This window comes from Pseudomonas sp. LBUM1669 (assembly GCF_059695705.1).
On sequence record NZ_CP166784.1, the window covers coordinates 5,006,061 to 5,032,657 of the forward strand.

General features: G+C 58.4%; 26 protein-coding genes. 13 read left to right on the forward strand and 13 right to left on the reverse strand.

The window, feature by feature from the left end; all coding sequences use genetic code 11:
- Nucleotides 1-120 precede the first annotated feature (120 nt).
- Entirely contained in the window at nt 121-1,269 is a 1,149-nt protein-coding gene (locus ACA051_RS23245; protein ID WP_497372077.1) for an efflux RND transporter periplasmic adaptor subunit, read from the forward strand.
- A gap of 13 nt (nt 1,270-1,282) precedes the next feature.
- On the forward strand, nt 1,283-4,318 hold the full coding sequence (locus ACA051_RS23250; protein ID WP_497372079.1) for a multidrug efflux RND transporter permease subunit: 3,036 nt from the start codon (nt 1,283-1,285) through the stop codon (nt 4,316-4,318).
- Between the two features lie 174 nt (nt 4,319-4,492).
- Here the strand turns inward: ACA051_RS23250 and ACA051_RS23255 are convergent, their stop codons facing one another.
- The 5 genes from ACA051_RS23255 to colR all read right to left on the reverse strand — a co-directional run bounded on the left by ACA051_RS23255 (nt 4,493) and on the right by colR (nt 8,217).
- Nucleotides 4,493-4,720, reverse strand: a complete 228-nt coding sequence (locus tag ACA051_RS23255) for a hypothetical protein (RefSeq protein WP_461955462.1) — start codon at nt 4,718-4,720, stop codon at nt 4,493-4,495.
- A gap of 2 nt (nt 4,721-4,722) precedes the next feature.
- Nucleotides 4,723-5,436, reverse strand: a complete 714-nt coding sequence (locus ACA051_RS23260; RefSeq protein ID WP_497305056.1) for a lipopolysaccharide kinase InaA family protein — start codon at nt 5,434-5,436, stop codon at nt 4,723-4,725.
- A gap of 4 nt (nt 5,437-5,440) precedes the next feature.
- The gene (locus tag ACA051_RS23265; RefSeq protein WP_304816620.1) at nt 5,441-6,109 is read right to left on the reverse strand and encodes a class I SAM-dependent methyltransferase; all 669 of its coding nucleotides are present in this window, start codon (nt 6,107-6,109) and stop codon (nt 5,441-5,443) included.
- 160 nt (nt 6,110-6,269) lie between these two features.
- On the reverse strand, nt 6,270-7,544 hold the full coding sequence (locus tag ACA051_RS23270; RefSeq protein ID WP_497305057.1) for a sensor histidine kinase: 1,275 nt from the start codon (nt 7,542-7,544) through the stop codon (nt 6,270-6,272).
- A complete protein-coding gene (gene colR / locus ACA051_RS23275; RefSeq protein ID WP_054045155.1) occupies nt 7,534-8,217 on the reverse strand; it encodes a two-component system response regulator ColR in 684 nt (227 codons plus the stop codon). The genes ACA051_RS23270 and colR overlap by 11 nt, the downstream gene beginning before the upstream one ends.
- 218 nt (nt 8,218-8,435) lie before the next feature.
- Between colR and ACA051_RS23280 the strand changes: the two genes are divergently transcribed.
- Nucleotides 8,436-9,179, forward strand: a complete 744-nt coding sequence (locus tag ACA051_RS23280; RefSeq protein ID WP_497372081.1) for a phosphatase PAP2 family protein — start codon at nt 8,436-8,438, stop codon at nt 9,177-9,179.
- A gap of 169 nt (nt 9,180-9,348) precedes the next feature.
- On the opposite strand, the gene groL is transcribed toward ACA051_RS23280, so the two are convergent.
- From groL to ACA051_RS23300, 4 genes are all read right to left on the reverse strand, one after another.
- The gene (gene groL / locus ACA051_RS23285; RefSeq protein ID WP_162439429.1) at nt 9,349-10,992 is read right to left on the reverse strand and encodes a chaperonin GroEL; all 1,644 of its coding nucleotides are present in this window, start codon (nt 10,990-10,992) and stop codon (nt 9,349-9,351) included.
- 49 nt (nt 10,993-11,041) lie between these two features.
- Entirely contained in the window at nt 11,042-11,335 is a 294-nt protein-coding gene (locus ACA051_RS23290) for a co-chaperone GroES (RefSeq protein ID WP_007948593.1), read from the reverse strand.
- A 247-nt stretch (nt 11,336-11,582) separates the two neighbouring features.
- Nucleotides 11,583-12,059 (reverse strand): FxsA family protein, encoded by a 477-nt coding sequence (locus tag ACA051_RS23295; RefSeq protein WP_010457646.1) that lies wholly within the window; start codon nt 12,057-12,059, stop codon nt 11,583-11,585.
- 66 nt (nt 12,060-12,125) lie between these two features.
- Nucleotides 12,126-12,857, reverse strand: coding sequence for a HugZ family pyridoxamine 5'-phosphate oxidase (locus tag ACA051_RS23300; protein ID WP_497305060.1), 732 nt, complete (start codon nt 12,855-12,857; stop codon nt 12,126-12,128).
- 166 nt (nt 12,858-13,023) lie between these two features.
- Between ACA051_RS23300 and ACA051_RS23305 the strand changes: the two genes are divergently transcribed.
- A complete protein-coding gene (locus ACA051_RS23305; RefSeq protein WP_077749886.1) occupies nt 13,024-13,782 on the forward strand; it encodes an SDR family oxidoreductase in 759 nt (252 codons plus the stop codon).
- Between the two features lie 131 nt (nt 13,783-13,913).
- Here ACA051_RS23305 and apbC read toward each other — a convergent pair whose 3' ends face one another.
- Entirely contained in the window at nt 13,914-15,008 is a 1,095-nt protein-coding gene (apbC, locus tag ACA051_RS23310; protein WP_497372083.1) for an iron-sulfur cluster carrier protein ApbC, read from the reverse strand.
- Nucleotides 15,009-15,376: 368 nt separating this feature from the next.
- On the opposite strand from apbC, the gene metG reads away from it, so the two are divergent.
- The 8 genes from metG (at nt 15,377) to ACA051_RS23350 (ending at nt 22,185) form a co-directional block, all read left to right on the forward strand.
- On the forward strand, nt 15,377-17,428 hold the full coding sequence (gene metG, locus ACA051_RS23315) for a methionine--tRNA ligase (RefSeq protein ID WP_497372085.1): 2,052 nt from the start codon (nt 15,377-15,379) through the stop codon (nt 17,426-17,428).
- 143 nt (nt 17,429-17,571) lie between these two features.
- A complete protein-coding gene (locus tag ACA051_RS23320; protein ID WP_497372087.1) occupies nt 17,572-18,141 on the forward strand; it encodes an Rnf-Nqr domain containing protein in 570 nt (189 codons plus the stop codon).
- Nucleotides 18,138-19,154, forward strand: a complete 1,017-nt coding sequence (gene rsxB / locus ACA051_RS23325) for an electron transport complex subunit RsxB (RefSeq protein WP_497372089.1) — start codon at nt 18,138-18,140, stop codon at nt 19,152-19,154. The genes ACA051_RS23320 and rsxB overlap by 4 nt, the downstream gene beginning before the upstream one ends.
- Nucleotides 19,141-20,124 (forward strand): RnfABCDGE type electron transport complex subunit D, encoded by a 984-nt coding sequence (locus ACA051_RS23330; RefSeq protein WP_497372091.1) that lies wholly within the window; start codon nt 19,141-19,143, stop codon nt 20,122-20,124. Before rsxB ends, ACA051_RS23330 begins: the two co-directional genes overlap by 14 nt.
- Nucleotides 20,121-20,732 (forward strand): RnfABCDGE type electron transport complex subunit G, encoded by a 612-nt coding sequence (locus ACA051_RS23335; protein WP_497372093.1) that lies wholly within the window; start codon nt 20,121-20,123, stop codon nt 20,730-20,732. Before ACA051_RS23330 ends, ACA051_RS23335 begins: the two co-directional genes overlap by 4 nt.
- Nucleotides 20,725-21,234 (forward strand): Rnf-Nqr domain containing protein, encoded by a 510-nt coding sequence (locus tag ACA051_RS23340; RefSeq protein ID WP_497372095.1) that lies wholly within the window; start codon nt 20,725-20,727, stop codon nt 21,232-21,234. Before ACA051_RS23335 ends, ACA051_RS23340 begins: the two co-directional genes overlap by 8 nt.
- Before the next feature lie 25 nt (nt 21,235-21,259).
- Nucleotides 21,260-21,898, forward strand: a complete 639-nt coding sequence (gene nth / locus ACA051_RS23345) for an endonuclease III (protein ID WP_497372097.1) — start codon at nt 21,260-21,262, stop codon at nt 21,896-21,898.
- 107 nt (nt 21,899-22,005) lie between these two features.
- The gene (locus ACA051_RS23350) at nt 22,006-22,185 is read left to right on the forward strand and encodes a PA3496 family putative envelope integrity protein (protein WP_339556444.1); all 180 of its coding nucleotides are present in this window, start codon (nt 22,006-22,008) and stop codon (nt 22,183-22,185) included.
- Nucleotides 22,186-22,276: 91 nt separating this feature from the next.
- Here ACA051_RS23350 and ACA051_RS23355 read toward each other — a convergent pair whose 3' ends face one another.
- On the reverse strand, nt 22,277-22,903 hold the full coding sequence (locus ACA051_RS23355) for a response regulator transcription factor (RefSeq protein WP_007943575.1): 627 nt from the start codon (nt 22,901-22,903) through the stop codon (nt 22,277-22,279).
- Between the two features lie 598 nt (nt 22,904-23,501).
- Here ACA051_RS23355 and ACA051_RS23360 point away from each other — a divergent pair.
- On the forward strand, nt 23,502-24,068 hold the full coding sequence (locus tag ACA051_RS23360; RefSeq protein WP_497372099.1) for a hypothetical protein: 567 nt from the start codon (nt 23,502-23,504) through the stop codon (nt 24,066-24,068).
- Nucleotides 24,069-24,253: 185 nt separating this feature from the next.
- Here ACA051_RS23360 and ACA051_RS23365 read toward each other — a convergent pair whose 3' ends face one another.
- Together ACA051_RS23365 and ACA051_RS23370 are read right to left on the reverse strand one after the other, a co-directional pair.
- On the reverse strand, nt 24,254-25,471 hold the full coding sequence (locus ACA051_RS23365) for an argininosuccinate synthase (RefSeq protein ID WP_088422930.1): 1,218 nt from the start codon (nt 25,469-25,471) through the stop codon (nt 24,254-24,256).
- 129 nt (nt 25,472-25,600) lie between these two features.
- A complete protein-coding gene (locus tag ACA051_RS23370; protein WP_497305078.1) occupies nt 25,601-26,509 on the reverse strand; it encodes a flagellar protein MotY in 909 nt (302 codons plus the stop codon).
- Between the last annotated feature and the right edge of the window lie 88 nt (nt 26,510-26,597).

Sequence of the window (26,597 nt, forward strand, 5' to 3'; positions counted from 1 at the left end):
TCGCCACAGGTTTTGTGATCGTCGTATTCCTGCCTGTAATTTCTACCAGTTGGAATCCCCCTCCGACTCGGGGTAATGTGCCCCACTGTCTCACCTGATTTTCTCCAAGGAAGTGGAAATATGCTGCGTCGCCGCATGCTGATCATGTTGGGTGTTGTTCTGCTGATCGTGCTGGTCCTGGCCGGTTATAAAGCCTTCTCCATCTACACGATGATTCAAGGCTTTTCCGCGCCGAAACCGCCGATCAGTGTCGCCGCGACCACTGCCATCGAACGTCCGTGGCAAGCTCGCCTGCCGTCCGTCGGCACGCTCAAGGCGCTGCAAGGCGTGGACCTGAGTCTGGAGACCGACGGCACCGTCATCGACTTGCAGTTCGAGTCAGGCCAGAAGGTCAAGGCCGGTCAACCCCTCCTGCGTCTCGACAGCGCCGTGGAAAGTGCCTTGCTTGAAACTGCTCAGGCCGACCTCGGGCTGGCCCAACTCGATTACGGTCGTGGTAGCCAACTGGTTGGCAGCCAGGCCATTTCCAAAGGCGAATTCGACCGCCTCTCGGCGGTACAAAAAAAGAGCAAGGCCACGGTCAACCAACTCAAGGCGGCGCTCGGCAAAAAAAGCATCGTCGCGCCTTTCAGCGGGACCATCGGTATTCGCCAGGTGGACGTCGGCGACTACGTGGCCAGCGGCACCATGATCGCCACCCTGCAAGACCTCAGCAGCCTCTACGTCGACTTCTTCGTACCCGAGCAGTCGATACCGAAGATCGGCATCGGCCAGTCGGTGCAGATCATTGTCTCGGCCTACCCGACACAAACCTTCCCCGGCACGATCAGCGCAATCAACCCTAAAGTCGAAAACAGCACCCGCAATGTTCAGGTCCGCGCGACCCTTGCCAACCCCGATGGCAAACTGCTGCCGGGCATGTTCGCCAGCCTGCAGGTGATGCTGCCCGACCCGCAGCCGCGCATCGTCGTGCCGGAAAGCGCGATCACTTACACGCTATACGGCAACTCGCTGTATGTCGTCGCGCAGAAAAAAGCCGAAGATGGCAGCGTTGAAAAGGACGATAAGGGCCAGCCGATCCTGATCGCCGAACGGCGCTTCATCGAAACCGGCGAACGCCGCGATGGGCAAGTGATGATCACCAAAGGTGTGCAGAACGGCGAAAAAGTGGTCACGGCCGGCCAGATCAAACTGGACAACGGCGCACAAATTGCCATCAGCGACGACAAGACCCTGACCGATAAGAACAGTCAGCCACGTACTGACTGATCAAGGAATCCTCATGGCTTTTACCGACCCGTTCATCCGCCGCCCGGTGCTCGCCACCGTGGTCAGCCTATTGATTGTGCTGCTGGGCTTCCAGGCCTGGAGCAAGCTGCCGCTGCGCCAATACCCGCAAATGGAAAACGCCCTGATCACGGTGACCACCGCGTACCCCGGGGCCAATGCCGAAACCATTCAGGGTTACATCACCCAACCGATGCAGCAAAGCCTGGCCAGCGCCGAGGGCATTGACTACATGACCTCGGTCAGTCGCCAGAACTTCTCGGTGATTTCGATCTACGCGCGCATCGGTTCCAACAGCGATCGCTTGTTCACCGAGCTGCTGGCCAAGGCCAACGAGGTGAAAAACCAGCTGCCTCAGGATGCCGAAGACCCGGTGCTGAGCAAGGAAGCCGCCGACGCCTCGGCACTCATGTACATCAGTTTCTTCAGCAAGGAACTGAGCAACCCGCAGATTACCGACTACCTGTCACGCGTCATCCAGCCAAAACTGGCGACCCTGCCGGGCATGGCTGAAGCCGAGATTCTCGGCAACCAGGTGTTCGCCATGCGTCTGTGGCTGGACCCGATGAAGCTGGCCGGGTTCGGCCTGAGCGCCAGCGACGTGACCAACGCGGTGCGCCAGTACAACTTCCTCTCCGCCGCCGGTGAAGTGAAAGGCGAGTACGTCGTCACCAGCATCAACGCCAACACCGAGCTGAAATCCGCCGAAGCGTTCGCCGCGATTCCGCTCAAGGTCGATGGCGACAGTCGCGTGCTGCTCAGCGATGTGGCGCGGGTTGAGATGGGCGCGGAAAACTACGACTCGATCAGTTCGTTCGGTGGCACTCCTTCGGTGTACATCGGCATCAAGGCCACGCCGGGCGCCAACCCGCTGGACGTGATCAAGGAAGTGCGCAAGATCATGCCGGAGCTGGAAGCCCAGCTGCCGCCAAACCTGAAGGGTGAAATCGCCTACGACGCTACGCTGTTCATCCAGGCCTCGATTGACGAAGTGGTGAAAACCCTCTTCGAAGCCGTGCTGATCGTGATCGTGGTGGTGTTTCTGTTTCTCGGGGCGCTGCGTTCGGTGGTGATCCCGGTGGTGACCATTCCGCTGTCGATGATCGGCGTGATGTTCTTCATGCAGATGATGGGCTACTCGATCAACCTGCTGACCCTGCTGGCGATGGTGCTGGCGATCGGGCTGGTCGTGGACGATGCCATTGTGGTGGTGGAGAACATTCACCGACACATCGAGGAAGGCAAGACGCCGCTGGATGCGGCCATCGAAGGCGCCCGGGAAATCGCCATGCCGGTGGTCTCGATGACCATCACCCTCGCGGCGGTCTATGCGCCCATCGGTTTCCTGACCGGGCTCACGGGAGCGCTGTTCAAGGAGTTCGCCCTGACGCTGGCCGGCGCAGTGGTGATCTCCGGCGTGGTCGCGCTGACCCTGTCACCGATGATGTGCGCCCTGCTCCTGCGCCATGATGAAAACCCCAGCGGCCTGGCCCATCGCCTGGACCTGATTTTTGAAGGCCTCAAGCGCCGATACCAAAGCATGCTCCACGGCACCCTCAACACCCGGCCGGTGGTGCTGGTGTTTGCGGTGATCGTGTTGTGCCTGATCCCGGTGCTGCTCAAGTTCACCAAGTCGGAACTGGCGCCCGATGAAGATCAGGGCATCATTTTCATGCTGGCCAACGCCCCGCAACCGGCCAACCTCGATTACCTGAACACTTACACCGACGAATTCATCACGATCTTCAAGGAGTTTCCCGAGTACTACTCCTCGTTCCAGATCAATGGATTCAACGGCGTGCAATCGGGGATTGGCGGTTTCCTGCTCAAACCGTGGAACGAACGGGACCGCACGCAAATGGCCATCCTGCCCGAGGTCCAGCGCAAACTGGAGGGCATTTCCGGGCTGCAGGTCTTCGGCTTCAACCTGCCCTCCTTGCCCGGCACGGGTGAAGGGTTGCCATTTCAGTTCGTCATCAACACGGCCAACGATTACAAGGCGCTGCTGCAAGTGATGGATCGGGTGAAAAAACGGGCGATGGAGTCCGGAAAGTTCGCCTTCGTCGACGTCGACCTGGCCTTCGACAAACCCGAAGTCGTCGTGGACATTGATCGCGCCAAGGCCGCGCAGATGGGCGTGTCCATGCAGGACCTGGGTGGAACACTGGCCACGTTGCTGGGTCAGGCGGAAATCAACCGTTTCACCATTGAAGGCCGTAGCTACAAAGTCATCGCTCAGGTCGAACGACCTTTCCGGGACAACCCGGACTGGTTGAACAACTATTACGTGAAAAACACCCAAGGCGAACTGCTGGCCCTGTCGACCCTGATCACCGTCACCGACCGGGCGCGTCCACGGCAGTTGAACCAGTTCCAGCAGCTCAACTCGGCCATCCTGTCGGGGGTGCCGCTGGTCAGCATGGGTGAAGCCATCGACGCCGTGCGCCAGATCACGCTGGAAGAAGCACCGGCAGGTTTTGCCATCGATTACGCCGGTGCGTCGCGGCAATATGTTCAGGAAGGCAGCGCGCTATGGGTGACCTTCGCCCTGGCGCTGGCGATCATTTTCCTGGTGCTGGCAGCCCAGTTCGAAAGTTTCCGTGATCCGCTGGTGATTCTGGTGACGGTGCCACTGTCGATCTGCGGCGCTTTGATTCCGCTGTTCCTGGGTTGGTCGAGCATGAACATTTATACCCAGGTGGGCCTGGTGACCTTGATCGGGCTGATCACCAAGCACGGCATCCTGATCGTCGAGTTCGCCAACCAGTTGCGCAAGGAGAAAGGCCTGACACCTCGTGAGGCTGTGGAGGAAGCGGCGGCAATTCGATTGCGTCCGGTGTTGATGACCACGGCGGCGATGGTGTTCGGCATGGTGCCGTTGATCATCGCCACGGGCGCGGGCGCGGTCAGCCGGTTTGATATCGGCATGGTGATCGCAACCGGGATGTCGATCGGGACGTTGTTTACGCTGTTCGTGTTGCCGTGCATCTACACCCTGCTAGCCAAACCCGACGCAAAAGAACATCCCTAACCCTGTGGGAGCGGGCTTGCTCGCGAATGCGGTGTATCAGTCAATTTATCCATTGACTGACACACCGCATTCGCGAGCAAGCCCGCTCCCACATTGGCCTGGTGCAAGGCTTGAAGTTCAGGCACAAAAAAAGGCCTCGCATTTGCGAGGCCTTTTATTTTGGCTTCAATCTGTTCAACTCTGCGGCCTCATTCCTTGAGAAAGTCCGAACATGAACAGCAATAAATCATGATCGGGTTGGGATGCCACGGAGGCCTTGGCTACCCGTGGCAACGGACAGTGAGCATCTGCGCTCACTGAACTGAGGACTTGCGTGCGGGGCTGCTCCCACGCCGCCACCGCCAATGAAGCAACTGCCAAGGCTCCTATCAGAAACACACCTCGTGCAATTTCTAGTTTCATTGCTATAAACCTTTGATAGCGCTGCCAAACGCCGTCTCATAAAAGTAGACGAGTTTGCGCCAGTCCGCCGTGCTGAACGACGAGTGGCGACGCAGCTGCTTCAGGTCATGAGCCGCCGCACGATAGGCGGTCAGGCGTTGCCGGCACTTCTCCAGATCGATCAAGGCAATCTCGACCTTGGCCGACTCGCCTTCACCGGTAACCCGCACGAAAACGTGCTTGATGTAGATGCAGCTGTGCTGCCAACGACCCTTGTGCATGCGGGCCAGGTTCTCGGCCAGGTCCTTCAACACGCGGTCATGCACCGCTTCGCCGTGACGCTCGCGACCGCCACCGGCGTACCAGTGCTCGATTTCCTCAAAGCCGTCCAGCGACTTGGTCACCAGCAATGCGCGCCATTTGTGCACGGGGTCGCGCTGTGCGCCGCAGAAAACGATTTCCGGAACTCTCACGCCAAGCAATTGCAGGCCAATGAGCGCGTCACGCTCGCGCAATACCGTCGGGCGGCCGAACGGATGCAGCCAGCTGCGATAGATATGCCCGGTCTGCCGCTTGGCATAAAGCAGTTGACCATCGCTGCCCATGACACGCTGCACGCCACTTTCTCCACCGCGACGGACATTCGGTTCTTCTACCCATTCACCGCGCTGATTCCAGAAATAGTCGAAGCGGTCCTGAGAAGCGACGTCCGTTTCTGCTGCACATTGCACTGCCATCCTGTTACCTCTTACGTAATACGTAAACTCGCCACATGGCATAGAGCGGTAAAAAGTCCAGTTGTTCCTGAATACGGAACCCTGCTTGTTCAAACTCTTTTTCTACCGTGGCAGCCGGTAACACAAACCGATTTTGGTAGCCTTCCTGCCCACGCCGTTTCTCTGAGCGCTTGCGTTTCCAGGCCTTGAAATTACCGTCGACCCACAACGAAAGGATCACGCTGTCACGCGTGACGCGTTCAAATTCGCGCAGAATGGCCAGTCGATGCTCGGCTTCACCGATGTGATGAAGCAAACGCATGCAGAAAATGCTGTCGACGGCGTTGTCAGGCAAGGCAATGTCGAATGCCGAAGTGTGCAAGGGTTGTACCCGTTTGACCACGTCGGCAGGTTGCGCCTGGGTGGCAATCTTCAACATTGACTCGGAGTTGTCGGCCCCGATGATGGCGCGATTGGCTTTTTCCGCCAGCATTGGCCAAAAACGCCCTGCCCCACACGGCAAATCGAGGACCAGCCCTGGCTCACCGACCAGCTTCAGGGCCTTTCGCGCCAACTGCACGTCACGCCAGTGGGAAAGTTTACGGCCGAGGCCATCCTGGTGCTTCTGCAAATACCTTTGAGCGTGTTGGTCGTCGTACTTTTCGGAAAAATCGAGTTTGATCGGGCCGTCCATCATTCAGGTCTCCTTAACTTCTGATACCAAGCACCATAGGTAGCGTAGTGTCAGCGTCAGGTCATACCTTTGTGAAAAAATTGTTAAGGAAATGCTCAATCATTACAAGATTTTTCAGGTTGACCGCCATGGCTCGGAGCCCCGTCGGTTAAAGCAACCGCTAACTTTGGCCCAATTCCACCTGAAAACGACAGCCATTAGGTTCCATATTGGTCAGGCTGACGCTCCAGCCCTGGTTCTCGCAGATCCGCTGCACCAGTGACAGCCCAAGCCCCAGGCCCTCGCCGCGCTTTTCGCTGCCACGCACGAAAGGTTCGAACATTGCCTCGCGTTTTTCCTCGGGAATGCCCACACCGCTGTCCTCGACCGTGAAACCCGTGGCCGTGAGGGTCAAGCGGATAAACCCGCGTTCGGTGTAATGCAGTGCGTTACGCAACAGGTTGCCCATGACGGCGTGCAAAAGGGTTGCATTGTAGCAAGTGCCTAGCGGATTGCCCTGCTCGAAGATCAGGCTCAGCCCTTTGGCTTCAATAGGTTCGCGCCACTGGTTGAGCAGCCCATCGGCGACCTGGCTCAGCGTCTGCTGCGGCGCCATGCTGGCGTCTTCACGCTGGGCCCGGGCCAACATCAGGAATGTCTGCACCAACTCGCGCATCTCTGCGCACGCACGGGCAATTCGCTCGACCTGGGCACGGCCGCGCTGGTCGATACCGGGGTTTTCCAACAGCAGTTCACAGGAACTGGCCAGCACCATCAACGGCGTGCGCAATTCGTGGCTGACGTCACTGGTAAACAATCGCTCACGGGTCAACGCCTGGCGCAAACGCCCAAGGGTGGCGTCGAAGGCAACGGCCAACTCGCCCACCTCGTCAGCGGCATAATCCGGCGCCAAAGGCGGCGCCAGACCCAGCAATTGATCGCGATGTCGCACTTGGCGGGCCAGTCGCACCACTGGCGCCATCACCTTGCGCGCCAGAATCCAGCCGAGAAAGACCGCCAGCGCCAGGCTCAGCACGAAGCCCACCAGCACCACCGCAAACAGCACCCGCTCACGCTCTTCGAAATCGCTTTGGTCCTGAAGCAATACGTAATGCCGGCCATCAACGACTTCGACCATCGCGTGATACGACAGCTGCTCTCGAAAGACCTCGTGGAATCCGGAGTCCAAGTGCCGCAAATCCTTGGGCAGCTCGAAGTCCCCCGGCCCACCACTGAAATAAAACAGCTGGTCCGGCTCGGGGCGATGGCTCCAGTCAGAGACGCTGTCCATCAGCAGGAGCCGTTGCAAATCACCGCCCAGCCCGGCCGAAATCAGCTTTTCTTCGACCAGGTGCACGGTCGCCACAATGCCCATGGCGAAGGCGCCTGCCACCAGTGCGCTCATCAGCGCAAAGGCGATGATGATCCGCTGGGCAAGGCTCTGCTTAAACTCCATCGCGACCCTCGGCCAAGCGATAACCCACACCGTGCACGGTTTGCAACAAGGGCTTGGCGAAGGGCTTGTCGATCACCTGACGCAATTGATGGACGTGGCTGCGCAAACTGTCGCTGTCCGGGCAGTCATCGCCCCAGAGGGCTTCTTCGAGAATTTCGCGGCGCAGAACATGCGGGCTTTTCTGCATCAGCACGGCCAGCAACTTCAGGCCGACCGGGTTGAGTTTGAGCAGACGACCTTCGCGGGTCACTTCCAGGGTGTCGAGGTCGTAGCTCAAATCACCCACCTGCAAGGCGCGTCGACCGCCACCCTGGGCACGACGCATGACCGCCTCGATACGCGCCGCCAGTTCGGAAAGGGCGAACGGTTTGATCAGGTAGTCATCGGCACCGGACTTGAAGCCCTGCAGCCGGTCATCCAGCTGATCGCGCGCGGTGAGCATGATCACCGGTGTGTCACGGCGGGCGTCTTCGCGCAGGCGTTTGCACAGCGTATAGCCGTCAATGCCGGGCAACATGATGTCGAGCACGATCAAGTCATAGTGCTCGGTGGCCGCCAGGTGCAGGCCTGACAAACCGTCCTGCGCGCAATCCACGGTGTAGCCTTTGAGCCCCAGGTAATCGGCAAGATTGGCCAGGATATCGCGGTTGTCTTCAACCAATAGAATTCGCATGGGCACCTCCTCCGCACACAGTAACGGCCGTCATGGCCCGCGCAGCTTAAGGCCAAGTGTGGCTCAGGGCTAGGGCTGCGTGCAGTTGTCAATCCGATAGAAAAACCTATGACGGCTTAACAAGTTTTTCACTATCGATTCACACGCTGACAACAGCGCCGGGCTCAGACTCCGCGCGGATGCGCTCTCCAGACCCCTTTACCGACCAAGGAACTGCCATGGCTTCGACCGCCGCCCGCCCCGCTTCCAGACCGCTCAACTTTTGGGTGTGCCTGGGTGTGCCCGCTATCACAGCGATCATTTTGCTGCTGCTCGAACTGACGTCCCTGGACATGGACCTGGCCAAACTGTTCTACGACCCGGTCGCCGGGGATTTCATCGGGCGCCACAGTTACTTTCTTGAAAACATTCTGCATGACCGCGCCAAGCAGGTGGTCATCGCGTTTTCGGTGTTTGCGATCATCGGCTTTATCGGCTCGTTTTTCATCGCCAGGCTCAAGCCGTTCAAACGCGAACTGGGTTGTCTGGTGATGTCGCTGGCACTTGCGACCTCGTTCGTGACCCCGGTCAAAGCGGTGACGGCGGTGCAATGCCCGTGGAGCCTCGAGCAATTCGGCGGTCACGAAACCTATAGCGAACTGCTCAGTCCGCGTCCGCCCACCGATAAGCCTGGCCGTTGCTGGCCCGGGGGTCATGCGGCGACCGGGTTTACCTTGTTCGCGCTGTTTTTTGCGTTGCGTGACCGTCGTCCGCGCCTGGCTCGCCAGGCATTTGTGTTTGCGTTTGCATTGGGGACGGTGTTTTCGGTGAGCCGGATGATGCAGGGGGCGCACTTCTTTTCACATAACGTGTGGACGGCGATTTTTTGCTGGCTGATTTGTCTGGGGTCTTACTACTACATCCTGTATCGACCGGCTTCCAAGGCTGAAAAGGTCATCAAAGCAGACCCCGTCAGCGCCTGAGCTGACGCCTTCGCGGGCAAGCCTCGCTCCTACAGGGATTTCGCTGGACCTGTAGAAGCGAGGCTTGCCCGCGAAGAGGCCATCAAAAACCACACCACTTTATGCCGCGCAATAAAAAACCCCGCAGGCTCATCGCCGGCGGGGTTTTTTCGTACAGGGTAAGGCTGGCTTACATCATGCCGCCCATGCCGCCCATACCGCCCATGTCTGGCATGCCGCCGCCAGCTGGGCCGTCTTCCTTGATCTCGGCGATCATGGCTTCGGTCGTGATCATCAGGCTGGCGATAGAAGCCGCTGCCTGCAGAGCCGAACGAGTCACTTTAGCCGGGTCCAAGATACCCATTTCGATCATGTCGCCGTATTCGCCGGTAGCAGCGTTGTAACCGTAGTTACCCGAACCCTGCTTGACCTTGTCGACCACAACGCTTGGCTCGTCGCCGGAGTTGGCAACGATCTGGCGCAGTGGCGCTTCAACAGCGCGACGCAGCAACTGGATACCAACGTCCTGATCGGCGTTGTCGCCTTTCAGTTCGGAGATAGCCTGCAGAGCGCGAACCAGTGCCACGCCGCCGCCAGGTACCACGCCTTCTTCAACGGCTGCACGGGTAGCGTGCAGGGCGTCTTCAACGCGGGCTTTCTTCTCTTTCATTTCAACTTCGGAACCCGCGCCAACCTTGATCACTGCAACGCCGCCGGACAGCTTGGCCAGACGCTCTTGCAGTTTTTCACGGTCGTAGTCGGACGAAGTGTCAGCCACTTGCTGACGGATCTGCAGAACGCGAGCCTGGATATCAGCTTCAACGCCGGCGCCGTCGATCACGGTGGTGTTTTCTTTGGACAGGATCACGCGCTTGGCATTACCCAGGTGTTCCAGGGTCGTGCTTTCCAGGCTCAGACCGATCTCTTCGGAGATAACGGTACCGCCAGTCAGAACAGCGATGTCCTGCAGCATGGCCTTGCGACGGTCGCCGAAGCCTGGAGCCTTGACGGCTGCAACTTTGACGATGCCACGCATGTTGTTCACAACCAGAGTCGCCAGGGCTTCGCCTTCAACGTCTTCGGCCACGATCAGCAGTGGACGGCCGGCTTTGGCAACGGCTTCCAGTACTGGCAGCATTTCGCGGATGTTCGAGATCTTTTTGTCGACCAGCAGGATCAGCGGACCGTCGAGCTCGGCAGTCATGGTCTCTGGCTTGTTGACGAAGTACGGGGACAGGTAGCCACGGTCGAACTGCATGCCTTCAACAACCGACAGTTCGTTTTCCAGGCCCGAGCCTTCTTCAACGGTGATCACGCCTTCTTTGCCGACTTTTTCCATGGCTTCGGCAATGATGTCGCCGATGGAGCTGTCGGAGTTGGCCGAGATGGTGCCTACCTGAGCGATGGCCTTGGTGTCAGCGCAAGGCTTGGACAGGGCTTTCAGCTCTTTGACAATGGCGATGGTCGCTTTGTCGATGCCGCGCTTCAGGTCCATCGGGTTCATGCCGGCAGCGACGGCTTTGAGGCCTTCGTTGACAATCGATTGAGCCAGAACGGTAGCGGTGGTGGTGCCGTCGCCTGCGTCATCGTTGGCACGGGAGGCAACGTCTTTGACCAGCTGCGCGCCCATGTTTTCGAAGCGATCTTTCAGCTCGATTTCTTTGGCAACGGACACGCCGTCCTTGGTGATGGTCGGAGCGCCGAAGCTCTTCTCGATGATCACGTTACGGCCTTTAGGGCCCAGGGTCGCTTTTACTGCGTCAGCCAGGACGTTGACACCGGCGAGCATTTTCTTACGGGCGGAATCGCCGAATTTAACTTCTTTAGCAGCCATGATCGATATTCCTTAAATACTTTGTAGTAGCGGGAAAATGAGCGGGGAATCAGCCTTCGACAACGGCGAGGATTTCGCTCTCGCCGATGACCAGCAGGTCTTCGCCGTCAACTTTCACAGTGTTGCTGCCGGAGTAAGGGCCGAACACAACCTTGTCACCCACTTTCACGGACAGCGCACGCACTTCACCGTTGTCCAGAACTTTGCCCGGGCCTACAGCGAGGACTTCGCCCTGGTTTGGCTTTTCAGCAGCCGAACCTGGCAGGACGATACCGCCAGCGGTTTTCTTTTCTTCTTCGCTGCGACGGACGACGACGCGGTCATGCAGAGGACGAAGCTTCATTGTCGATCTCTCCTAATTGTGGTTTTCATCGGCCGGTGTATTCCCGGCGGGTTTAACAAATCCGGCGGTGCCGGGTGCGGTTCGTCAAGCGAACCGCGGAAGTCTGTCTGGCGTGATCGCCAGAAACCTTGCGGTGACCGTTACATAAGGGCGCATAAGCTTATTACAAGGGCGGGGATCGAAATTTTTTGCATCAATGCCCCGAAAACGAACACGGCACCCGAAGGTGCCGTGCAGCTGAAACGCTTTACTTGGAATCGCGGTGTTCGAACTCGCCTTCGATCACATTAGGCTCGCGGCCCAGCGGCTGCTGCGGAGCAGGACCGCCACGTGGTTGAAGATCATCGGCAAACGCCCGCTGACGGATCGCCGCCTCTTCAGCGCGCTGGCGCATTTTATTGGCCAGCAGTCGACGGGAGATCGGCAGCAGCATGATCAGACCCAGCACGTCCGTGACGAAGCCCGGCAGAATCAACAGACCGCCCGCCAGCGCCAGCATCAAACCTTCAAGCATGGTCTGCGCTGGCAGCTCGCCGCGGTTCAGGCTTTCACGCGCACGCAGCGCAGTGGCCAGACCGGCGATACGCAGCACGAACACGCCGAGCATCGAGCCGAGAATGATCAGCAGCAGGGCCGGGAAAAACCCGATGGCCCCGCTGACCTTGACGAATACGAACAGCTCCAACACCGGAAACAGTACAAAGAGCAATAAAAAAGGGCGCATCAAATGGTTCCTCAACGCAAGAATGCCTTGCCAGTCTTCCCTAGATGACGTCGCCGTTTCGTGAATTCAAGCGTCAGCCACTTCATTTTTCGGCCAATGCTCGGCGTGAGCCAGGAAAACCAAGGCTTCGCGCACTTGTGTCGGCGTATTACAAGTTGCTTGGAACGGCAGCCAGTACAGCGCCTGACCAATGCGCAGGTGCATGCCTTCGGTGTCGATACCCGCCAGTTGCGCCGGTTCGGTTTTCGGCAGCCCCGCCAGGTCGACGTAGTGGGCGATGGCTTTGGCGTGATCGGCATTCATGTGCTCGACCATGCTCACTTCGGCTTTACCAGCGAACGGGTTGGCCAGGGTCAGTTGATCGACCCAGTGAATCGCACCGAAACCGCCGATGTAGCGGTGACGCACCGGTTTGAGTACCCAGAAATCGAAATCGTGGGCCTTGTGGTAGCTCTGCGACTCAGGGAAATAGCGGTAGTAACGCTCGGCCGCCGCTTCAATCGCGGCCTCGTCTTCGAGCTTTTCCGCTTCGGCCAGGTAAGTCAGGCGACCAACGGCTTGCACATCGTCGGCCTCTCGCTCGCCCACAAACAACGAGCATTTCGGATCTTTCTGCAGGTTATGGGTGTGCTGGGCGATGCGGCTGATAAGGATCAGCGGCCGGCCCTGCTCGTCCAGGCAATACGGAACCACGGAGCCAAACGGGAAACCGGGCATCGACTTGGAGTGCGTCGACAGCACCCCGCGGTATTCCTTGAGAAGCAATTCTCGGGCATTCTTGGCCGCTTCAACGCTCAATTTATGACTCCTTATATAGAATCCGTCGAAAAAACGGACAGGCGCCTGGGGATAAGTTCCAGTACGCCATCGGGGCAGTTCTCATGTGCAACCAGGCCACGTCAGGTGCAGATCGAGAGGCCCTCTAGGAAGGAAACCACTCTGAACCTGCTATTGGGGCATGCGAATGCAACTCACTGACAAAGTAATCATTATCACTGGCGGTTGCCAGGGTTTAGGCCGTTCCATGGCCGAGTATTTCGCGGGTAAAGGCGCGAAGCTGGCGCTGGTGGACCTGAACCAGGAAAAGCTCGACGACACCGTCGCGGCGTGCAAAGCCAAGGGCGTAGAGGCCCGGGCTTACCTGTGCAACGTCGCCAACGAAGAGCAAGTGACGCATATGGTCGCCCAAGTGGCCGAAGATTTCGGCGCGATTCATGGCCTGATCAACAACGCCGGCATCCTGCGCGACGGCCTGCTGCTGAAGGTCAAGGATGGCGAAATGACCAAGATGAGCCTGGCCCAATGGCAGGCGGTCATCGACGTCAACCTGACCGGCGTGTTCCTGTGCACCCGTGAAGTCGCGGCAAAAATGGTCGAGCTGAACAACAGCGGCGCGATCATCAATATCTCCTCGATCTCCCGAGCCGGCAACGTCGGCCAGACCAACTACTCCGCCGCCAAGGCTGGCGTGGCCGCGGCAACCGTGACCTGGGCCAAGGAACTGGCGCGATATGGCATTCGCGTGGCGGGCATCGCACCGGGCTTTATTGAAACCGAGATGACGTTGGGCATGAAGCCGGAAGCGCTGGAGAAGATGACGGCCGGGATTCCGCTCAAGCGCATGGGCAAACCGGAAGAGATCGCCCATTCGGCGGCGTACATTTTCGAGAACGACTACTACACCGGCCGGATTCTGGAAATGGATGGCGGGTTGCGGATCTAAGGCCACCCCTAAACCAATTCTAGGAGTGAGCCTGCTCGCGATGAGGGCTTAACATTCACCCTTGATGGTGACTGGTACACCGTTATCGCGAGCAGGCTCACTCCTACAGGGGATTGCGTTTCTTCAGTGATTTAGTCGTCGCTGATGGTGATGTTCGGCATTGCCGGTGATGCCGCTTCCTGCAACACAATCCGCGCGCCGACGTGGCGGGCGAGTTCCTGATACACCAGCGCAATAGGGCTGTCCGGCTCGGCGATCACCGTTGGCTTGCCGCCATCGGCCTGTTCGCGGATAGCCATTGCCAGCGGCAACGACGCCAGCAACTCGACGCCATACTGGTTGGCCAGCTTCACCCCACCGCCCTCACCAAACAAATGCTCGGCATGCCCGCAGTTTGAGCAGATGTGCACGGCCATGTTTTCCACCACGCCCAGCACCGGGATGTTGACCTTGCGGAACATCTCCACGCCTTTGCGCGCGTCCAGCAGCGCCAGGTCTTGCGGGGTGGTGACAATGACGGCACCGGCCACCGGGACTTTCTGCGCCAGGGTCAGCTGGATGTCACCGGTGCCTGGCGGCATGTCGATGACCAGGTAATCCAAGTCGCCCCAGGCGGTTTGCGTGACCAGCTGCAACAACGCGCCGGAGACCATCGGCCCGCGCCAGACCATCGGCGTGTTGTCGTCGGTCAGGAACGCCATCGACATCACTTCAACGCCATGGGATTCGATCGGCACGAACCACTTCTGATCCTTGATCTTCGGCCGGGTGCCTTCGGGGATGCCGAACATGATGCCCTGGCTTGGACCGTAGATGTCCGCGTCGAGAATCCCGACCTTGGCGCCTTCACGGGCCAGGGCCAGCGCGAGGTTGGCGGCAGTGGTGGATTTACCCACGCCGCCCTTGCCGGACGCCACGGCGACCACGTTCTTGACGTTGGCCAGGCCCGGGATTTGCGCCTGAGCCTTGTGCGCGGCGATCACGCTGGTGATGTCAACGCGAGCGCTTGTCACGCCATCGAGGCCTTCGATCGCCATCTGCAGCATCTGCGACCAGCCACTTTTGAACAGACCGGCGGCGTAGCCCAGTTCCAGTTGCACGCTGACGCGATCGCCCTGGATGTCGATGCTGCGCACGCACCCGGCGCTGACCGGGTCCTGGTCCAAATAAGGGTCGGTGTATTGGCGAAGGACGGCTTCCACCGCTGCGCGATTGACGGCGCTCATGGGCAACTCCGATAGCAAGACTGGAAAATCAGGGGGGTATCCTAACCGTTCTAGGTCATGGACGGCATGCCCGCCGATGATTTGTGGCAAACACATCCCTGTGGCGAGGGAGCTTGCTCCCGCTCGGCTGCGCAGCAGTCGCAATCAGGTTGACGCGATCCTCCTGACAGAGCCGGGCTATAGGGTTTGGGGCGGCTTCGCCACCCAGCGGGAACAAGCTCCCTCGCCACAAAAGCTCCTCAGCATCCAACTAATCCATAACTGCAGTTTTTTGCGATTGCCGCATATGGATACAGGCGCACGGGGTGAAAAATATGCGCCGGCGCTTTATAGTGGCCGACCTCCGTTTCATCAAGTAGCCGAGCCCCATGTCCGAGCCACGCAAGATCCTCGTCACCAGCGCCCTGCCCTATGCCAATGGTTCGATCCATCTTGGCCACATGCTGGAATACATCCAGACCGATATGTGGGTGCGCTTCCAGAAGCACCGCGGCAACCAATGCATTTATGTTTGCGCCGACGACGCCCATGGTTCGGCCATCATGCTGCGCGCGGAAAAGGAAGGCATCACCCCGGAACAATTGATCGCCAACGTCCAGGCTGAACACAGCGCCGACTTTGCCGAGTTCCTGGTGGACTTCGACAACTTCCACTCCACTCACGCTGAAGAAAACCGTGAGCTGTCGAGCCAGATCTACCTGAAGCTGCGCGACGCCGGGCACATCGCCCAGCGCTCGATCACGCAGTACTTCGACCCGGAAAAGAAAATGTTCCTGGCCGACCGCTTCATCAAGGGCACCTGCCCGAAATGCGGCACTGAAGACCAATACGGCGACAACTGCGAAAAATGCGGTGCAACCTACGCGCCGACCGACCTGAAGGATCCGAAGTCGGCGATCTCTGGCGCCACCCCGGTGCTCAAGGATTCCCAGCACTTCTTCTTCAAGCTGCCGGACTTCCAGGAAATGCTGCAGGCCTGGACCCGCAGCGGCACCCTGCAAGAAGCCGTGGCGAACAAGATCGCCGAATGGCTGGATGCCGGCCTGCAACAGTGGGACATTTCCCGCGACGCGCCGTACTTCGGCTTCGAAATCCCCGACGAGCCGGGCAAGTACTTCTATGTCTGGCTGGACGCGCCGATCGGCTACATGGCCAGCTTCAAGAACCTTTGTGCCCGCCGTCCGGAACTGGATTTCGACGCGTTCTGGGGCAAGGATTCCACCGCCGAGCTGTACCACTTCATCGGCAAGGACATCGTCAACTTCCACGCCCTGTTCTGGCCAGCCATGCTCGAAGGCGCCGGTTTCCGTAAGCCGACCGGCATCAACGTGCACGGCTACCTGACCGTCAACGGTCAGAAAATGTCCAAATCCCGCGGCACCTTTATCAAGGCCCGGACTTACCTGGACCACCTGTCGCCGGAATACCTGCGTTACTACTACGCGGCCAAGCTGAGCCGTGGTGTTGATGACCTGGACCTGAACCTCGAAGATTTCGTGCAGAAGGTCAACTCCGACCTGGTCGGCAAAGTCGTCAACATCGCCAGCCGTTGCGCCGGCTTTATCCACAAGGGTAACGGCGGTGTGCTGGTGGCTGGCAACGCCGCACCAGAACTGACCGAAGCGTTCCTCGCCGCAGCGCCGAGCATCGCCGAAGCCTATGAGGCTCGCGACTTCGCCCGTGCCATGCGCGAGATCATGGGCCTGGCCGACCGTGCCAACGCCTGGATCGCCGACAAGGCGCCGTGGTCGCTGAACAAACAGGAAGGCAAGCAGGACGAAGTCCAGGCGATCTGCGCCTTGGGCGTCAACCTGTTCCGCCAACTGGTGATCTTCCTCAAACCGGTGCTGCCGTTGCTGGCCGCCGACGCAGAGGCGTTCCTCAACGTCGCGCCGCTGACCTGGAATGACCACGCGACCTTGCTCAGCAACCATCAGCTGAACGAGTTCAAGCCGTTGATGACCCGTATCGACCCGGTAAAAGTGCAAGCCATGAGCGATGCCTCGAAAGAAGACCTGACCGCCAGCGCAACCGACACTGGCGATGCTGCGCCCGCCGGCAACGGTGAACTGGCCAAGGATCCGCTGTCACCGGAGATCGAGTTCGACGCCTTTGCAGCGGTCGACCTGCGCGTCGCCTTGATCGTCAAGGCTGAACACGTGGAAGGAGCGGACAAACTGCTGCGCCTGACCCTGGACATCGGTGACGAGCAACGCAACGTGTTCTCCGGGATCAAGAGTGCTTATCCGGATCCGTCCAAGCTCAATGGTCGTCTGACCATGATGATCGCCAACCTCAAGCCACGGAAAATGAAGTTCGGCATCTCCGAAGGCATGGTGATGGCCGCTGGCCCTGGCGGGGAAGAAATCTACCTGCTCAGCCCCGACAGCGGCGCCAAGCCGGGTCAGCGCATCAAGTAAGGTTCTGCGGTAAATCGATCCCACAGTCGTGCCTGGCGCGGCTGTGGGATTTTCATATCTGGCCCCACCCTCCTTCCTTCCCGGATAATGCCTAAGCTTTTTAGACCGCTCCGTTAAAAAGCCCTCTTTCTACCGGCACGATCATGACCGAGATGTTTCTTACGCTTATCAGCGCTGCCCTGATCAACAACCTCGTGTTGCATTGGCCGCTGGGCGTCGATCCGCTGCTGGGCAGCGAGCGCGGTCAGGTTCATGCATTGGGTATTGCGACGACGTGTCTGATGCTGATTGTCGGCATGTTGAGCTACTCGGCCTATCACTGGCTGCTGGTGCCGCTGGAACTGACCTCGCTGCGCCTTTTCGTGTTCCTGCCATTGAGCGTCCTGTTGATTGGCCCACTGCTGAAGTTGCTGTCGCGGTTACTGCCCAGGATTGCGTTCGATGGCCTCTGGCCGCTGCTGCTGGGCAATGCGGGCGTGCTTGGGCTGACATTGTTCAACACCACGCACGACCAGGGATTCTTTCATGCCACTGCCCTGTGCCTCGGCGCCGGGCTGGGGTTCTGGCTGGTGCTGAGTCTGTTCAGCGACTTGCGCCAGCGCACTCTCGATAACGATGTCCCCCTGCCCTTTCGTGGCCTGCCGATCGAGTTGATCGGCGCCGGACTGATCGCAGTGGCTTTTCTCGGATTCAGCGGGCTGATCAAAACATGAGTCTGATTCAACGCATCGACGCCCTCTTGCCCCAGACCCAATGCGGCAAGTGCGGCCATCCCGGATGCAAGCCTTACGCCGAAGGCATCGCCAGCGGCGAGCCAATCAACAAGTGCCCGCCTGGGGGCAGCGAAACCATCTCGGCGCTGGCTGCGTTGCTGAAAGTACCGGTGCTGGAACTGGACGTCAGTCGCGGCTCGGCACCGGCGCAGATCGCTTACATCCGCGAAGCCGAATGCATCGGTTGCACCAAGTGCATCCAGGCGTGCCCGGTGGATGCCATCGTCGGCGCTGCCAAATTGATGCACACGGTGATCATCGACGAATGCACCGGTTGCGACCTGTGTGTCGCGCCGTGCCCGGTGGATTGCATCGAAATGCGGCCACTGCCCTTGACCACGGTGCTGCCGATTGTCGGTGGCCTGGCGTTCAGCCTTGAGGAACAACAGGCGCGCACCGCCAAACGCAATCATGCGCGGCGTCGCTTCGAACAGCGCAACGCCCGCTTGCGCCGTGAGGAAGAGCAGAAGCTCGCCGAACGCCAGGCCCGCGCCCAACGCGCCGTGCAGCACAACGAAGTGCCGACGCTCGACCCGGTTCAGGCCGCGCTTGAGCGAGTGCGCGCGCAGAAAGCGGCAAACGCCGATGCAGCGTTGAAAAAAGCCAAGATCGACCTGGCGATGAGTCGTGCGCAACTGAACAAGTCGCTCAAGGCGTTCGGACATCCGCCGACCTTCGAGCAGCAGTCGCAACTGATCGTGCTGCAACAGCAGTTCGAAGTGGCGGAGCAAGCATTGGCGAAGCTGGAAAGCAGCGCGCCGTCAATCCCGGCACCGGCACCGGCCGCACCAGCGAAGGATGCCGAACTGAAACGGGCGAAGATCCAGCTGGCCATGCGCCGCGCCGAACTCAACAAGGCGCGAACCGGCGAAGCTTCGGCTGAACAGATTGCAGCGCTGGAACGCGCGGTGACGGACGCCGAGCGTCAGGTGGATGCCTATGTCGCCCCTTGAATCGGTGGACGAACGCCTTCAGCAGGCCATGAAGCTGGTGTTGCTGGCCACGGTGCCGGGGATGCTGGCGTTGTTCTGGTTATATGGCTGGGGCGTATTGATCAACCTGATGCTGGCGATCGTTACCGCATTGGCGGTTGAAGCCGCGGTATTGCAACTGCGCAAGCAATCGATCAAACCGACCTTGAGCGACGGCAGCGCCCTCGTCAGCGCGACGTTGCTGGCCCTGGCCCTGCCTCCTTATTGCCCATGGTGGCTGACGGTCAGTGCGGTGGCGTTCGCGTTGCTCGGCAAACACCTATACGGTGGCGTCGGCAAGAATCCGTTCAACCCGGCGATGCTCGGTTTTGCCCTGGTGCTGGTGACCTTTCCCCAGCACATGCCCCTGTGGCCGTCGTCCCACGGCATGAGTCTGCTCGGTGGCTTGCAACAGATCTTCGGCTTCGGCCAGGCGCCAGATGCCTGGGTCCAGGCCACGGCGCTGGACAGCCTGCGGATCAACAAAAGCCTGACCATGGATGAACTCTTCGTGAGCAACGCGGCGTTTGGCCATTTTGGCGGACGCGGTGTGGAATGGGTCAATCTGGCCTTTCTCGCCGGCGGCGCGTTTCTTCTGCAACGGCGGGTGTTCACCTGGCACGCCCCGGTCGGCATGCTCGCCAGCCTGTTCATCATCAGCCTGCTGTGCTGGAACGGTTCGGGCTCCGACTCCCATGGCTCGCCGCTGTTTCACCTGCTAACCGGCGCGACCATGCTGGGTGCATTCTTTATTGCCACCGAGCCGGTGTCCGGCGCGAAAAGCCCCGGTGCCCGACTGTTGTTCGGTGCCGGCGTGGGATTACTGACCTACCTGATTCGTACCTGGGGCGGTTACCCGGACGGCGTGGCGTTTGCCGTGTTGCTGATGAACCTTTGCGTCCCGGCGCTGGAGCGGTTAGTGGCGTCCAGGCAGGAGCAGATTGCCCCATGAACCGAGCGACGAGCGTTGTGTGTCTGGTGCTGCTGGCCGGGCTGGGGATTGGCGTGACGTACTTCGTGCAGCACGCCAGCGAACCGCGCATCAGTGCGCAACAGCGCTCGATCGACAGCCGCAACCTGCTGGACCTGCTACCGCCAGACAGCTACGACAATCAACCGTTGGACCAGCCACTCGCCCTCGAAAGCATCCGGCTGCCCAACAGCGCGCTGCTGGGCGGCTATCTGGCGACCAAGGCCGGCCGACCGAGCGTGGTATTGCTGCGCAGCCAGACCCTCGGTTACGAGGGCTCTATCGAGCTGCTGATCGCCATCGGCGCAAATGGCAAGTTGCTGGGGGTCAAGACCCTCAAGCAATCGGAAACCCCTGCACTGGGCGGCAAGATCGCAGACTGGCCCAATGCCTGGCTCCAGGTGTTTACCGGCAAGTCCCGAGCCGACCCCGGTGACACGGGCTGGGCCTTGAAAAAAGACCAGGGCCAATTTGATCAGATAGCGGGCGCGACCATTACTTCACGAGCGGTGATCAGCGCCGTTCATGACGCGTTGCGTTTCTTCGACGAACACCCGCAACAGCTGATCGGGAGCAGCGCGCATGAATAAGACATCGACACTGCGCAACTCTCTGATGCTTGCGCCTCTGATCGGCGCTACGGACGCCTGGCTGACCGCCCTCGGCCTGTGGTTGATGTTCTTCGTGGTGATCAATGCCTATGACGTCAGCATGGCCGCCTTGCGATCACGGCTGATCCCGTCTACTCGCTTGCTTGCGAGCATCCTGTTGGCCGCCACGTTAACCAGTTGCGCGGAACTGGCCGCGCAGGTCGGGTCACTTCAATGGCATCAGCACGTGGGGATTTATGCAGGATTGATCGCCGTGCAATGCGTGGCGCTGGAACACAATGGTTTTTTCCAGGAGTCGCGGCTTGATCGCCTGCGCTTGTGTGGCCTGTTTGGCGCGCTGATGGTGAGCCTAGGCCTGCTGCGCGAGGTCATTGGCAACGGTGGCCTGCACCTGGCCACGCTGGTCCCTGGCGGATTCATTCTCTTGGGACTGCTGATCGCCGCCTGGCAGGCCTGGCACCGACCGACTCCCTCACACTGACCGACTTCGAGGAAACGCACTGTCCATGAATGCCGCAAAACGCCTGGAAATTTTCCGCAGGTTTCACGAAGACAACCCGGAACCGAAGACCGAACTGGCTTATTGCTCGCCGTTCGAATTGCTGATTGCCGTCATTCTGTCCGCCCAGTCGACCGATGTCGGCGTGAACAAGGCCACCGCCAAACTCTACCCGGTGGCCAATACGCCGGCGGCGATTCATGCCTTGGGGGTCGAAGGGCTGTCGGAATACATCAAGACCATCGGCCTGTTCAACAGCAAAGCGAAAAACGTGATCGAAACCTGTCGTTTGCTGGTGGAGCGCCATGGCGGCGAGGTTCCGCAAACCCGAGAGGAACTGGAAGCGCTGCCCGGCGTCGGCCGCAAGACCGCCAACGTGGTGCTCAATACTGCTTTCCGGCAACTGACCATGGCCGTGGACACCCACATTTTCCGGGTCAGCAACCGCACAGGCATTGCACCGGGCAAAAACGTGGTCGAGGTGGAGATGAAGCTGATGAAGTTTGTCCCCAAGCAATACCTGCTCGATTCACACCATTGGCTGATCCTTCATGGACGCTACGTTTGCCTGGCCCGCAAGCCTCGTTGCGGGAGCTGCCGGATCGAAGACCTGTGCGAATACAAGCAAAAGACCTCGGACGATTGAGGCGCTATTAGATTTATTGATCCATCGATTGAAAAAATCTTTTTTACCCGCCGGGAGTTTGTCGATATAAGGAGCGCCAAAGGCAGTCTTAGCCTGGAGTTAACTTTATGAGCACTGGCAAAGAGCAATTGGACGTAGAAGACGACTTCACACCCGTTGAGGCCGATGAAGCTGAACCGGTGGTTGAAGTGGCAAAGACCAACCTGAGCAAACGCCGCACCATCGACAATCTGCTGGAGGAGCGCCGACTGCAAAAGCAATTGGCCGATTACGATTTTGACCTTTGACACCTAAAAGCCTCCCGAAACGGAGGCTTTTTACTGAGTGCCGATCCCTGATGAACGCCCTTTCATCGCGCCTCGTCAATCGCCAGTGGATTCATACCAGTCCATTACGTTGAGCGAGTTCGATCAGATCAACCAAAGAGCGAGCATTGAGTTTCAACAACAGGCGTGTCTTGTAAGTACTGACCGTTTTATTGCTGAGAAACATTCCATCGGCAATCTCCTTGTTTGTCTTTCCTCGAGCCAACTGTTGCAACACCATCATTTCGCGCCCGGACAGACGATCCACCATATCGGCTTCACTGGCATTCCCGAGACTGGAGCGAACGGTGTGCAGCGCTTGATTCGGAAAGTAGCTGTAGCCCGAGAGTACGGCTTTTATCGCACTGAGCAACTCAGTGAGATCCTGTTGTTTGCAGACATACCCGGCGGCCCCCGATTGCATGCAACGCATGGAAAAATGTCCAGGGGCCTGAGAGGTCAATATCAGCACTTTAAGAGGCATCGCCGTTGATGTCAGACGCGCAATGACTTCCAACCCGTCCAGCTTCGGTATTCCAATATCCAGAATGACAATATCCGGCATAAGTTCGCGGGCAAGTTGTAACGCATCCACACCGTTATCTGTTTCTGCAATGACTTCGTAGCCATGGCGCTCCATCAGCATACGTACCGCAAGACGAATGACGGGGTGATCATCCACGATCAGCACTTTATTCATGGGCAAGTCCAATTCCGCTGTTCGAATTTTTAGAGCCCGCACAATAGCCTAGTCGTTTCATCCATGGCATGCCGGCCCCCTCGGCCACCCGCAGCGAGAGACATTCCCTACAAACAAGCAGGACATGTCTTACAAAAATCACACGAATACTGTGTGTCTTAAATTTTACCGCCCCGTCAGCGCGGTGCTTTTAAAACTGTTTTTGTATCGATTTACATCAGGAAATCAAAGAAACCAGCGGCTGGCCGAAGGGTCCGACAAACGCTGGCGATTGAGCTACGCTTAAAAAGTAACCGATATTGTCAAGCCAACATTCACACCTGTTCGTTAAAATCCAGACTTACCCACTAAACCCATTACAACAGGCCTTACATCAAGCAACACTTCAGAAACAGCATTTAACCTTAAACTTATTAAAACAAGAACAACAAAAATACCCGAAGCTAAAACAATACAGCTACTATGACACCCATTAATAAACCAACTAAAAGGACGTCACCAAAACAGCAGACTATCTTCCCGACTACAGCGATTTACCAAAACCCGAAACCTCTCCATAAATCGATCGAGAACAGACAATCTTTCATGAGCAAACAACATGAGCAAACTCAAAACAAGAATCTCCAACCCCATGACAATCATTGCGATATTCGCAACACTGTCTGAAACTTCAGCGGCTATTTCTCTTCCCTTTCTCGACAATAAGGAACGAGAGTTCTACATCTGGTTTCTTATCAGTTTCCCCTTTTACTTGCTCTTTCTATTCTTCGTCACACTCAACTTCAACTATCGATCGCTTTACGCGCCCTCTGATTTTGAGAAAGGCAAGCATTTCATCAAGGCCATGGCCGATGTCGATCACTCGCAAGTCAATACACCCGAGCATTTGGAGCACCACTTACGCGCAACGGTGTTGCTAAAGGATCTGCACATCGTCGATGCACGATGGATGAGCAACAAAATGGACTTCAACACCTTGATTGAAAAGGCCCAGCAACCACAGGAAAATCCTGCGCGCGTGATCGTGTTTCTCACGTGTACTGATTCAGAAGCATTGTTGAAGGAAGGCGCACACAAGCATTCGAAACAGACCAGGAAACGCAGCAGCACGACGTTCTGGGTTGCTTACAATCTGAGCTCACATGGCATGACGACTATGGCTTGAGTACCGATAGCAGAAGAAAGCTCTCGAAGGACAATCGGAGAGCAAAAGCAGACGAAAGCTTATTTGTAACAACAACAAGAAAGTTGAAACATGATACCCGGCAGGATAAATCCCTCTTTTCAGAATTGTGGCCTTGTCACCGACAAGGCCACATTTCCATTACCGTCGTTGCAGCTTCAAAGGTCTCAGAAAAGCTTCCGGCCTTTGTTCGCAGCAATGCGCATGCGCAAGGCGTTGAGCTTGATAAAGCCCGCCGCGTCGGCCTGGTTGTAGGCGCCGCCGTCTTCTTCGAAGGTCGCGATGTTGGCATCGAACAACGATTCGTCGGACTTGCGACCGGTGACGATCACGTTGCCCTTGTACAGCTTCAGGCGCACAACGCCGTTCACGTGTGCCTGGGACGCATCGATCATCTGTTGCAACATCAGACGCTCAGGGCTCCACCAGTAACCGGTGTAGATCAGGCTGGCGTATTTAGGCATCAGCTCGTCTTTGAGGTGAGCCACTTCGCGGTCCAGGGTGATCGATTCGATCGCACGGTGCGCGCGCAGCATGATGGTGCCGCCAGGGGTTTCGTAGCAGCCACGGGACTTCATGCCCACGTAACGGTTCTCGACGATGTCGAGACGGCCGATACCGTGTTCGCCACCGATACGGTTCAGGGTCGCCAGCACGGTGGCCGGGGTCATTTCGACGCCGTCCAGTGCCACGATGTCGCCGTTGCGGTAGGTCAGTTCCAGGTACTGTGCCTTGTCAGGAGCGTTCTCCGGAGAGACGGTCCATTTCCACATGTCTTCTTCGTGCTCGGTCCAGGTGTCTTCCAGCACGCCGCCTTCATAGGAGATGTGCAGCAGGTTGGCATCCATCGAGTACGGAGATTTTTTCTTGCCATGGCGCTCGATCGGGATGTTGTGCTTTTCAGCATAATCCATCAGCTTTTCACGGGAGAGCAGGTCCCATTCGCGCCACGGAGCGATCACTTTCACCCCGGGCTTCAAGGCGTAGGCGCCCAGTTCGAAACGAACCTGGTCGTTACCCTTGCCGGTGGCGCCGTGGGAAATGGCGTCAGCGCCGGTTTCGTTGGCGATTTCGATCAGGCGTTTGGCGATCAACGGACGAGCGATGGAAGTACCCAGCAGGTACTCGCCTTCGTAAACGGTGTTGGCGCGGAACATCGGGAAAACGAAATCGCGCACGAATTCTTCGCGCAAATCGTCGATGTAGATCTCTTTCACGCCCATGGCCTGAGCCTTGGCGCGTGCAGGTTCGACCTCTTCGCCCTGACCCAGGTCAGCGGTAAAGGTCACCACTTCACAGTTATAAGTATCCTGCAGCCACTTGAGGATCACCGAAGTGTCCAGGCCGCCGGAATACGCCAGAACGACCTTGTTTACGTCCGCCATGCCATCACTCCACGGGGTTCTACGGAAAGCCGTGAAGTCTACCGGTCATACGGAATAATTTACAGAGGCGCGACAGCTTATGACGACGAAGCGACAGATTCTGTCGAGCGAGCGACGAATTCAGCGAACTCAGGAGGTCGCCGAAGAGCTTCCCGGCGTCGTGGTTTGAGGCGCGACTTTCTCGGTCGGGGCCACCCGCTCCAGGCGCACGGCGACCCGACGATTCTTCGCGCGGTTGGTCGCGTTGGTGTTCGGCGCCACAGGGTAGCGCTCACCGTGGAAACGCAGGGTGACCTGCGATTCCTGAATGCCATTGGCTTTGAAATAGTCCATTACCGCCAACGCCCGACGGCGTGACAGCTCGCGGTTGGTCAGGCGATTGCCGCTGTTGTCGGAGTGTCCGTCGAGTTCGATGTGATTGACCGTCGGATCCGCCTTCATGAACTCCAGCATCACCTGCAACTGCGCCTTGGCTTGCGGATCGAGATCGAAGCCTTCACCCGGGAAGCCGATCTCGGACTGTTTGACCTGCTCGAAATTCTTCGGCAGCAGTTTCGCCACGCAGCCCTGATAGTCGTTGAAGGCCTTACTGAACTTGACCGGCAACAGGCGCACTTCAGAGACGCGGCCATCGCCAGAGGAATGCCGGATGACCGGACTGCGGCCGTCCATCAACCCGCTGATCAGGCGTCCGGCCTGAACTTGCGAACTGTTGAACAACACGTTGCCGCTGCCGATTCTCACCGAACCCAGGTTGATGTCGCCACGTCCCGGTTGCCACGGCGCAGCGGCCGCCAGCAGGGTCGCTGAACCGCCGCCGATCATCGCGTTGTAGGCTTTGAGACGAAACGTCGCCTGCTCGCCGGCGCGGCGCACGAATTCACCCGAACCGAAATCGGTGATCGGTTGAGTCAGGCGGCATTCGAACTTGTCACCTTCGACCGTCCACTCGATGCTCTCCAGACGTGTCTGGAAAGTGAGCGCCATCGCAGGGAGGCTGGCAAACACACTGAGCAAGGCTAAATAACGCTGGCGCACGGGAGGCTCCACTGGCTTCTACAACAAAAAGACCGACACACATATTTCCGGCATACCTGTTGGATATCGGAAGCTTCCTGCAAAACTT

Coding starts and splice junctions, on each gene's coding strand:
- ACA051_RS23255 (WP_461955462.1), bottom strand. CDS start 4,720: ATGAAACTAGAAATTGCACGAGGTGTGTTTCTGATAGGAGCCTTGGCA.
- rsxB (WP_497372089.1), top strand. CDS start 18,138: ATGAGTCTGATTCAACGCATCGACGCCCTCTTGCCCCAGACCCAATGC.
- ACA051_RS23290 (WP_007948593.1), bottom strand. CDS start 11,335: ATGAAGCTTCGTCCTCTGCATGACCGCGTCGTCGTCCGTCGCAGCGAA.
- ACA051_RS23335 (WP_497372093.1), top strand. CDS start 20,121: ATGAACCGAGCGACGAGCGTTGTGTGTCTGGTGCTGCTGGCCGGGCTG.
- ACA051_RS23250 (WP_497372079.1), top strand. CDS start 1,283: ATGGCTTTTACCGACCCGTTCATCCGCCGCCCGGTGCTCGCCACCGTG.
- ACA051_RS23295 (WP_010457646.1), bottom strand. CDS start 12,059: ATGCGCCCTTTTTTATTGCTCTTTGTACTGTTTCCGGTGTTGGAGCTG.
- ACA051_RS23355 (WP_007943575.1), bottom strand. CDS start 22,903: ATGAATAAAGTGCTGATCGTGGATGATCACCCCGTCATTCGTCTTGCG.
- ACA051_RS23265 (WP_304816620.1), bottom strand. CDS start 6,109: ATGGACGGCCCGATCAAACTCGATTTTTCCGAAAAGTACGACGACCAA.
- ACA051_RS23305 (WP_077749886.1), top strand. CDS start 13,024: ATGCAACTCACTGACAAAGTAATCATTATCACTGGCGGTTGCCAGGGT.
- ACA051_RS23245 (WP_497372077.1), top strand. CDS start 121: ATGCTGCGTCGCCGCATGCTGATCATGTTGGGTGTTGTTCTGCTGATC.
- ACA051_RS23320 (WP_497372087.1), top strand. CDS start 17,572: ATGACCGAGATGTTTCTTACGCTTATCAGCGCTGCCCTGATCAACAAC.
- apbC (WP_497372083.1), bottom strand. CDS start 15,008: ATGAGCGCCGTCAATCGCGCAGCGGTGGAAGCCGTCCTTCGCCAATAC.
- groL (WP_162439429.1), bottom strand. CDS start 10,992: ATGGCTGCTAAAGAAGTTAAATTCGGCGATTCCGCCCGTAAGAAAATG.
- colR (WP_054045155.1), bottom strand. CDS start 8,217: ATGCGAATTCTATTGGTTGAAGACAACCGCGATATCCTGGCCAATCTT.
- ACA051_RS23350 (WP_339556444.1), top strand. CDS start 22,006: ATGAGCACTGGCAAAGAGCAATTGGACGTAGAAGACGACTTCACACCC.
- metG (WP_497372085.1), top strand. CDS start 15,377: ATGTCCGAGCCACGCAAGATCCTCGTCACCAGCGCCCTGCCCTATGCC.
- ACA051_RS23365 (WP_088422930.1), bottom strand. CDS start 25,471: ATGGCGGACGTAAACAAGGTCGTTCTGGCGTATTCCGGCGGCCTGGAC.
- ACA051_RS23330 (WP_497372091.1), top strand. CDS start 19,141: ATGTCGCCCCTTGAATCGGTGGACGAACGCCTTCAGCAGGCCATGAAG.
- ACA051_RS23360 (WP_497372099.1), top strand. CDS start 23,502: ATGAGCAAACTCAAAACAAGAATCTCCAACCCCATGACAATCATTGCG.
- ACA051_RS23340 (WP_497372095.1), top strand. CDS start 20,725: ATGAATAAGACATCGACACTGCGCAACTCTCTGATGCTTGCGCCTCTG.
- ACA051_RS23260 (WP_497305056.1), bottom strand. CDS start 5,436: ATGGCAGTGCAATGTGCAGCAGAAACGGACGTCGCTTCTCAGGACCGC.
- ACA051_RS23280 (WP_497372081.1), top strand. CDS start 8,436: ATGGCTTCGACCGCCGCCCGCCCCGCTTCCAGACCGCTCAACTTTTGG.
- ACA051_RS23270 (WP_497305057.1), bottom strand. CDS start 7,544: ATGGAGTTTAAGCAGAGCCTTGCCCAGCGGATCATCATCGCCTTTGCG.
- nth (WP_497372097.1), top strand. CDS start 21,260: ATGAATGCCGCAAAACGCCTGGAAATTTTCCGCAGGTTTCACGAAGAC.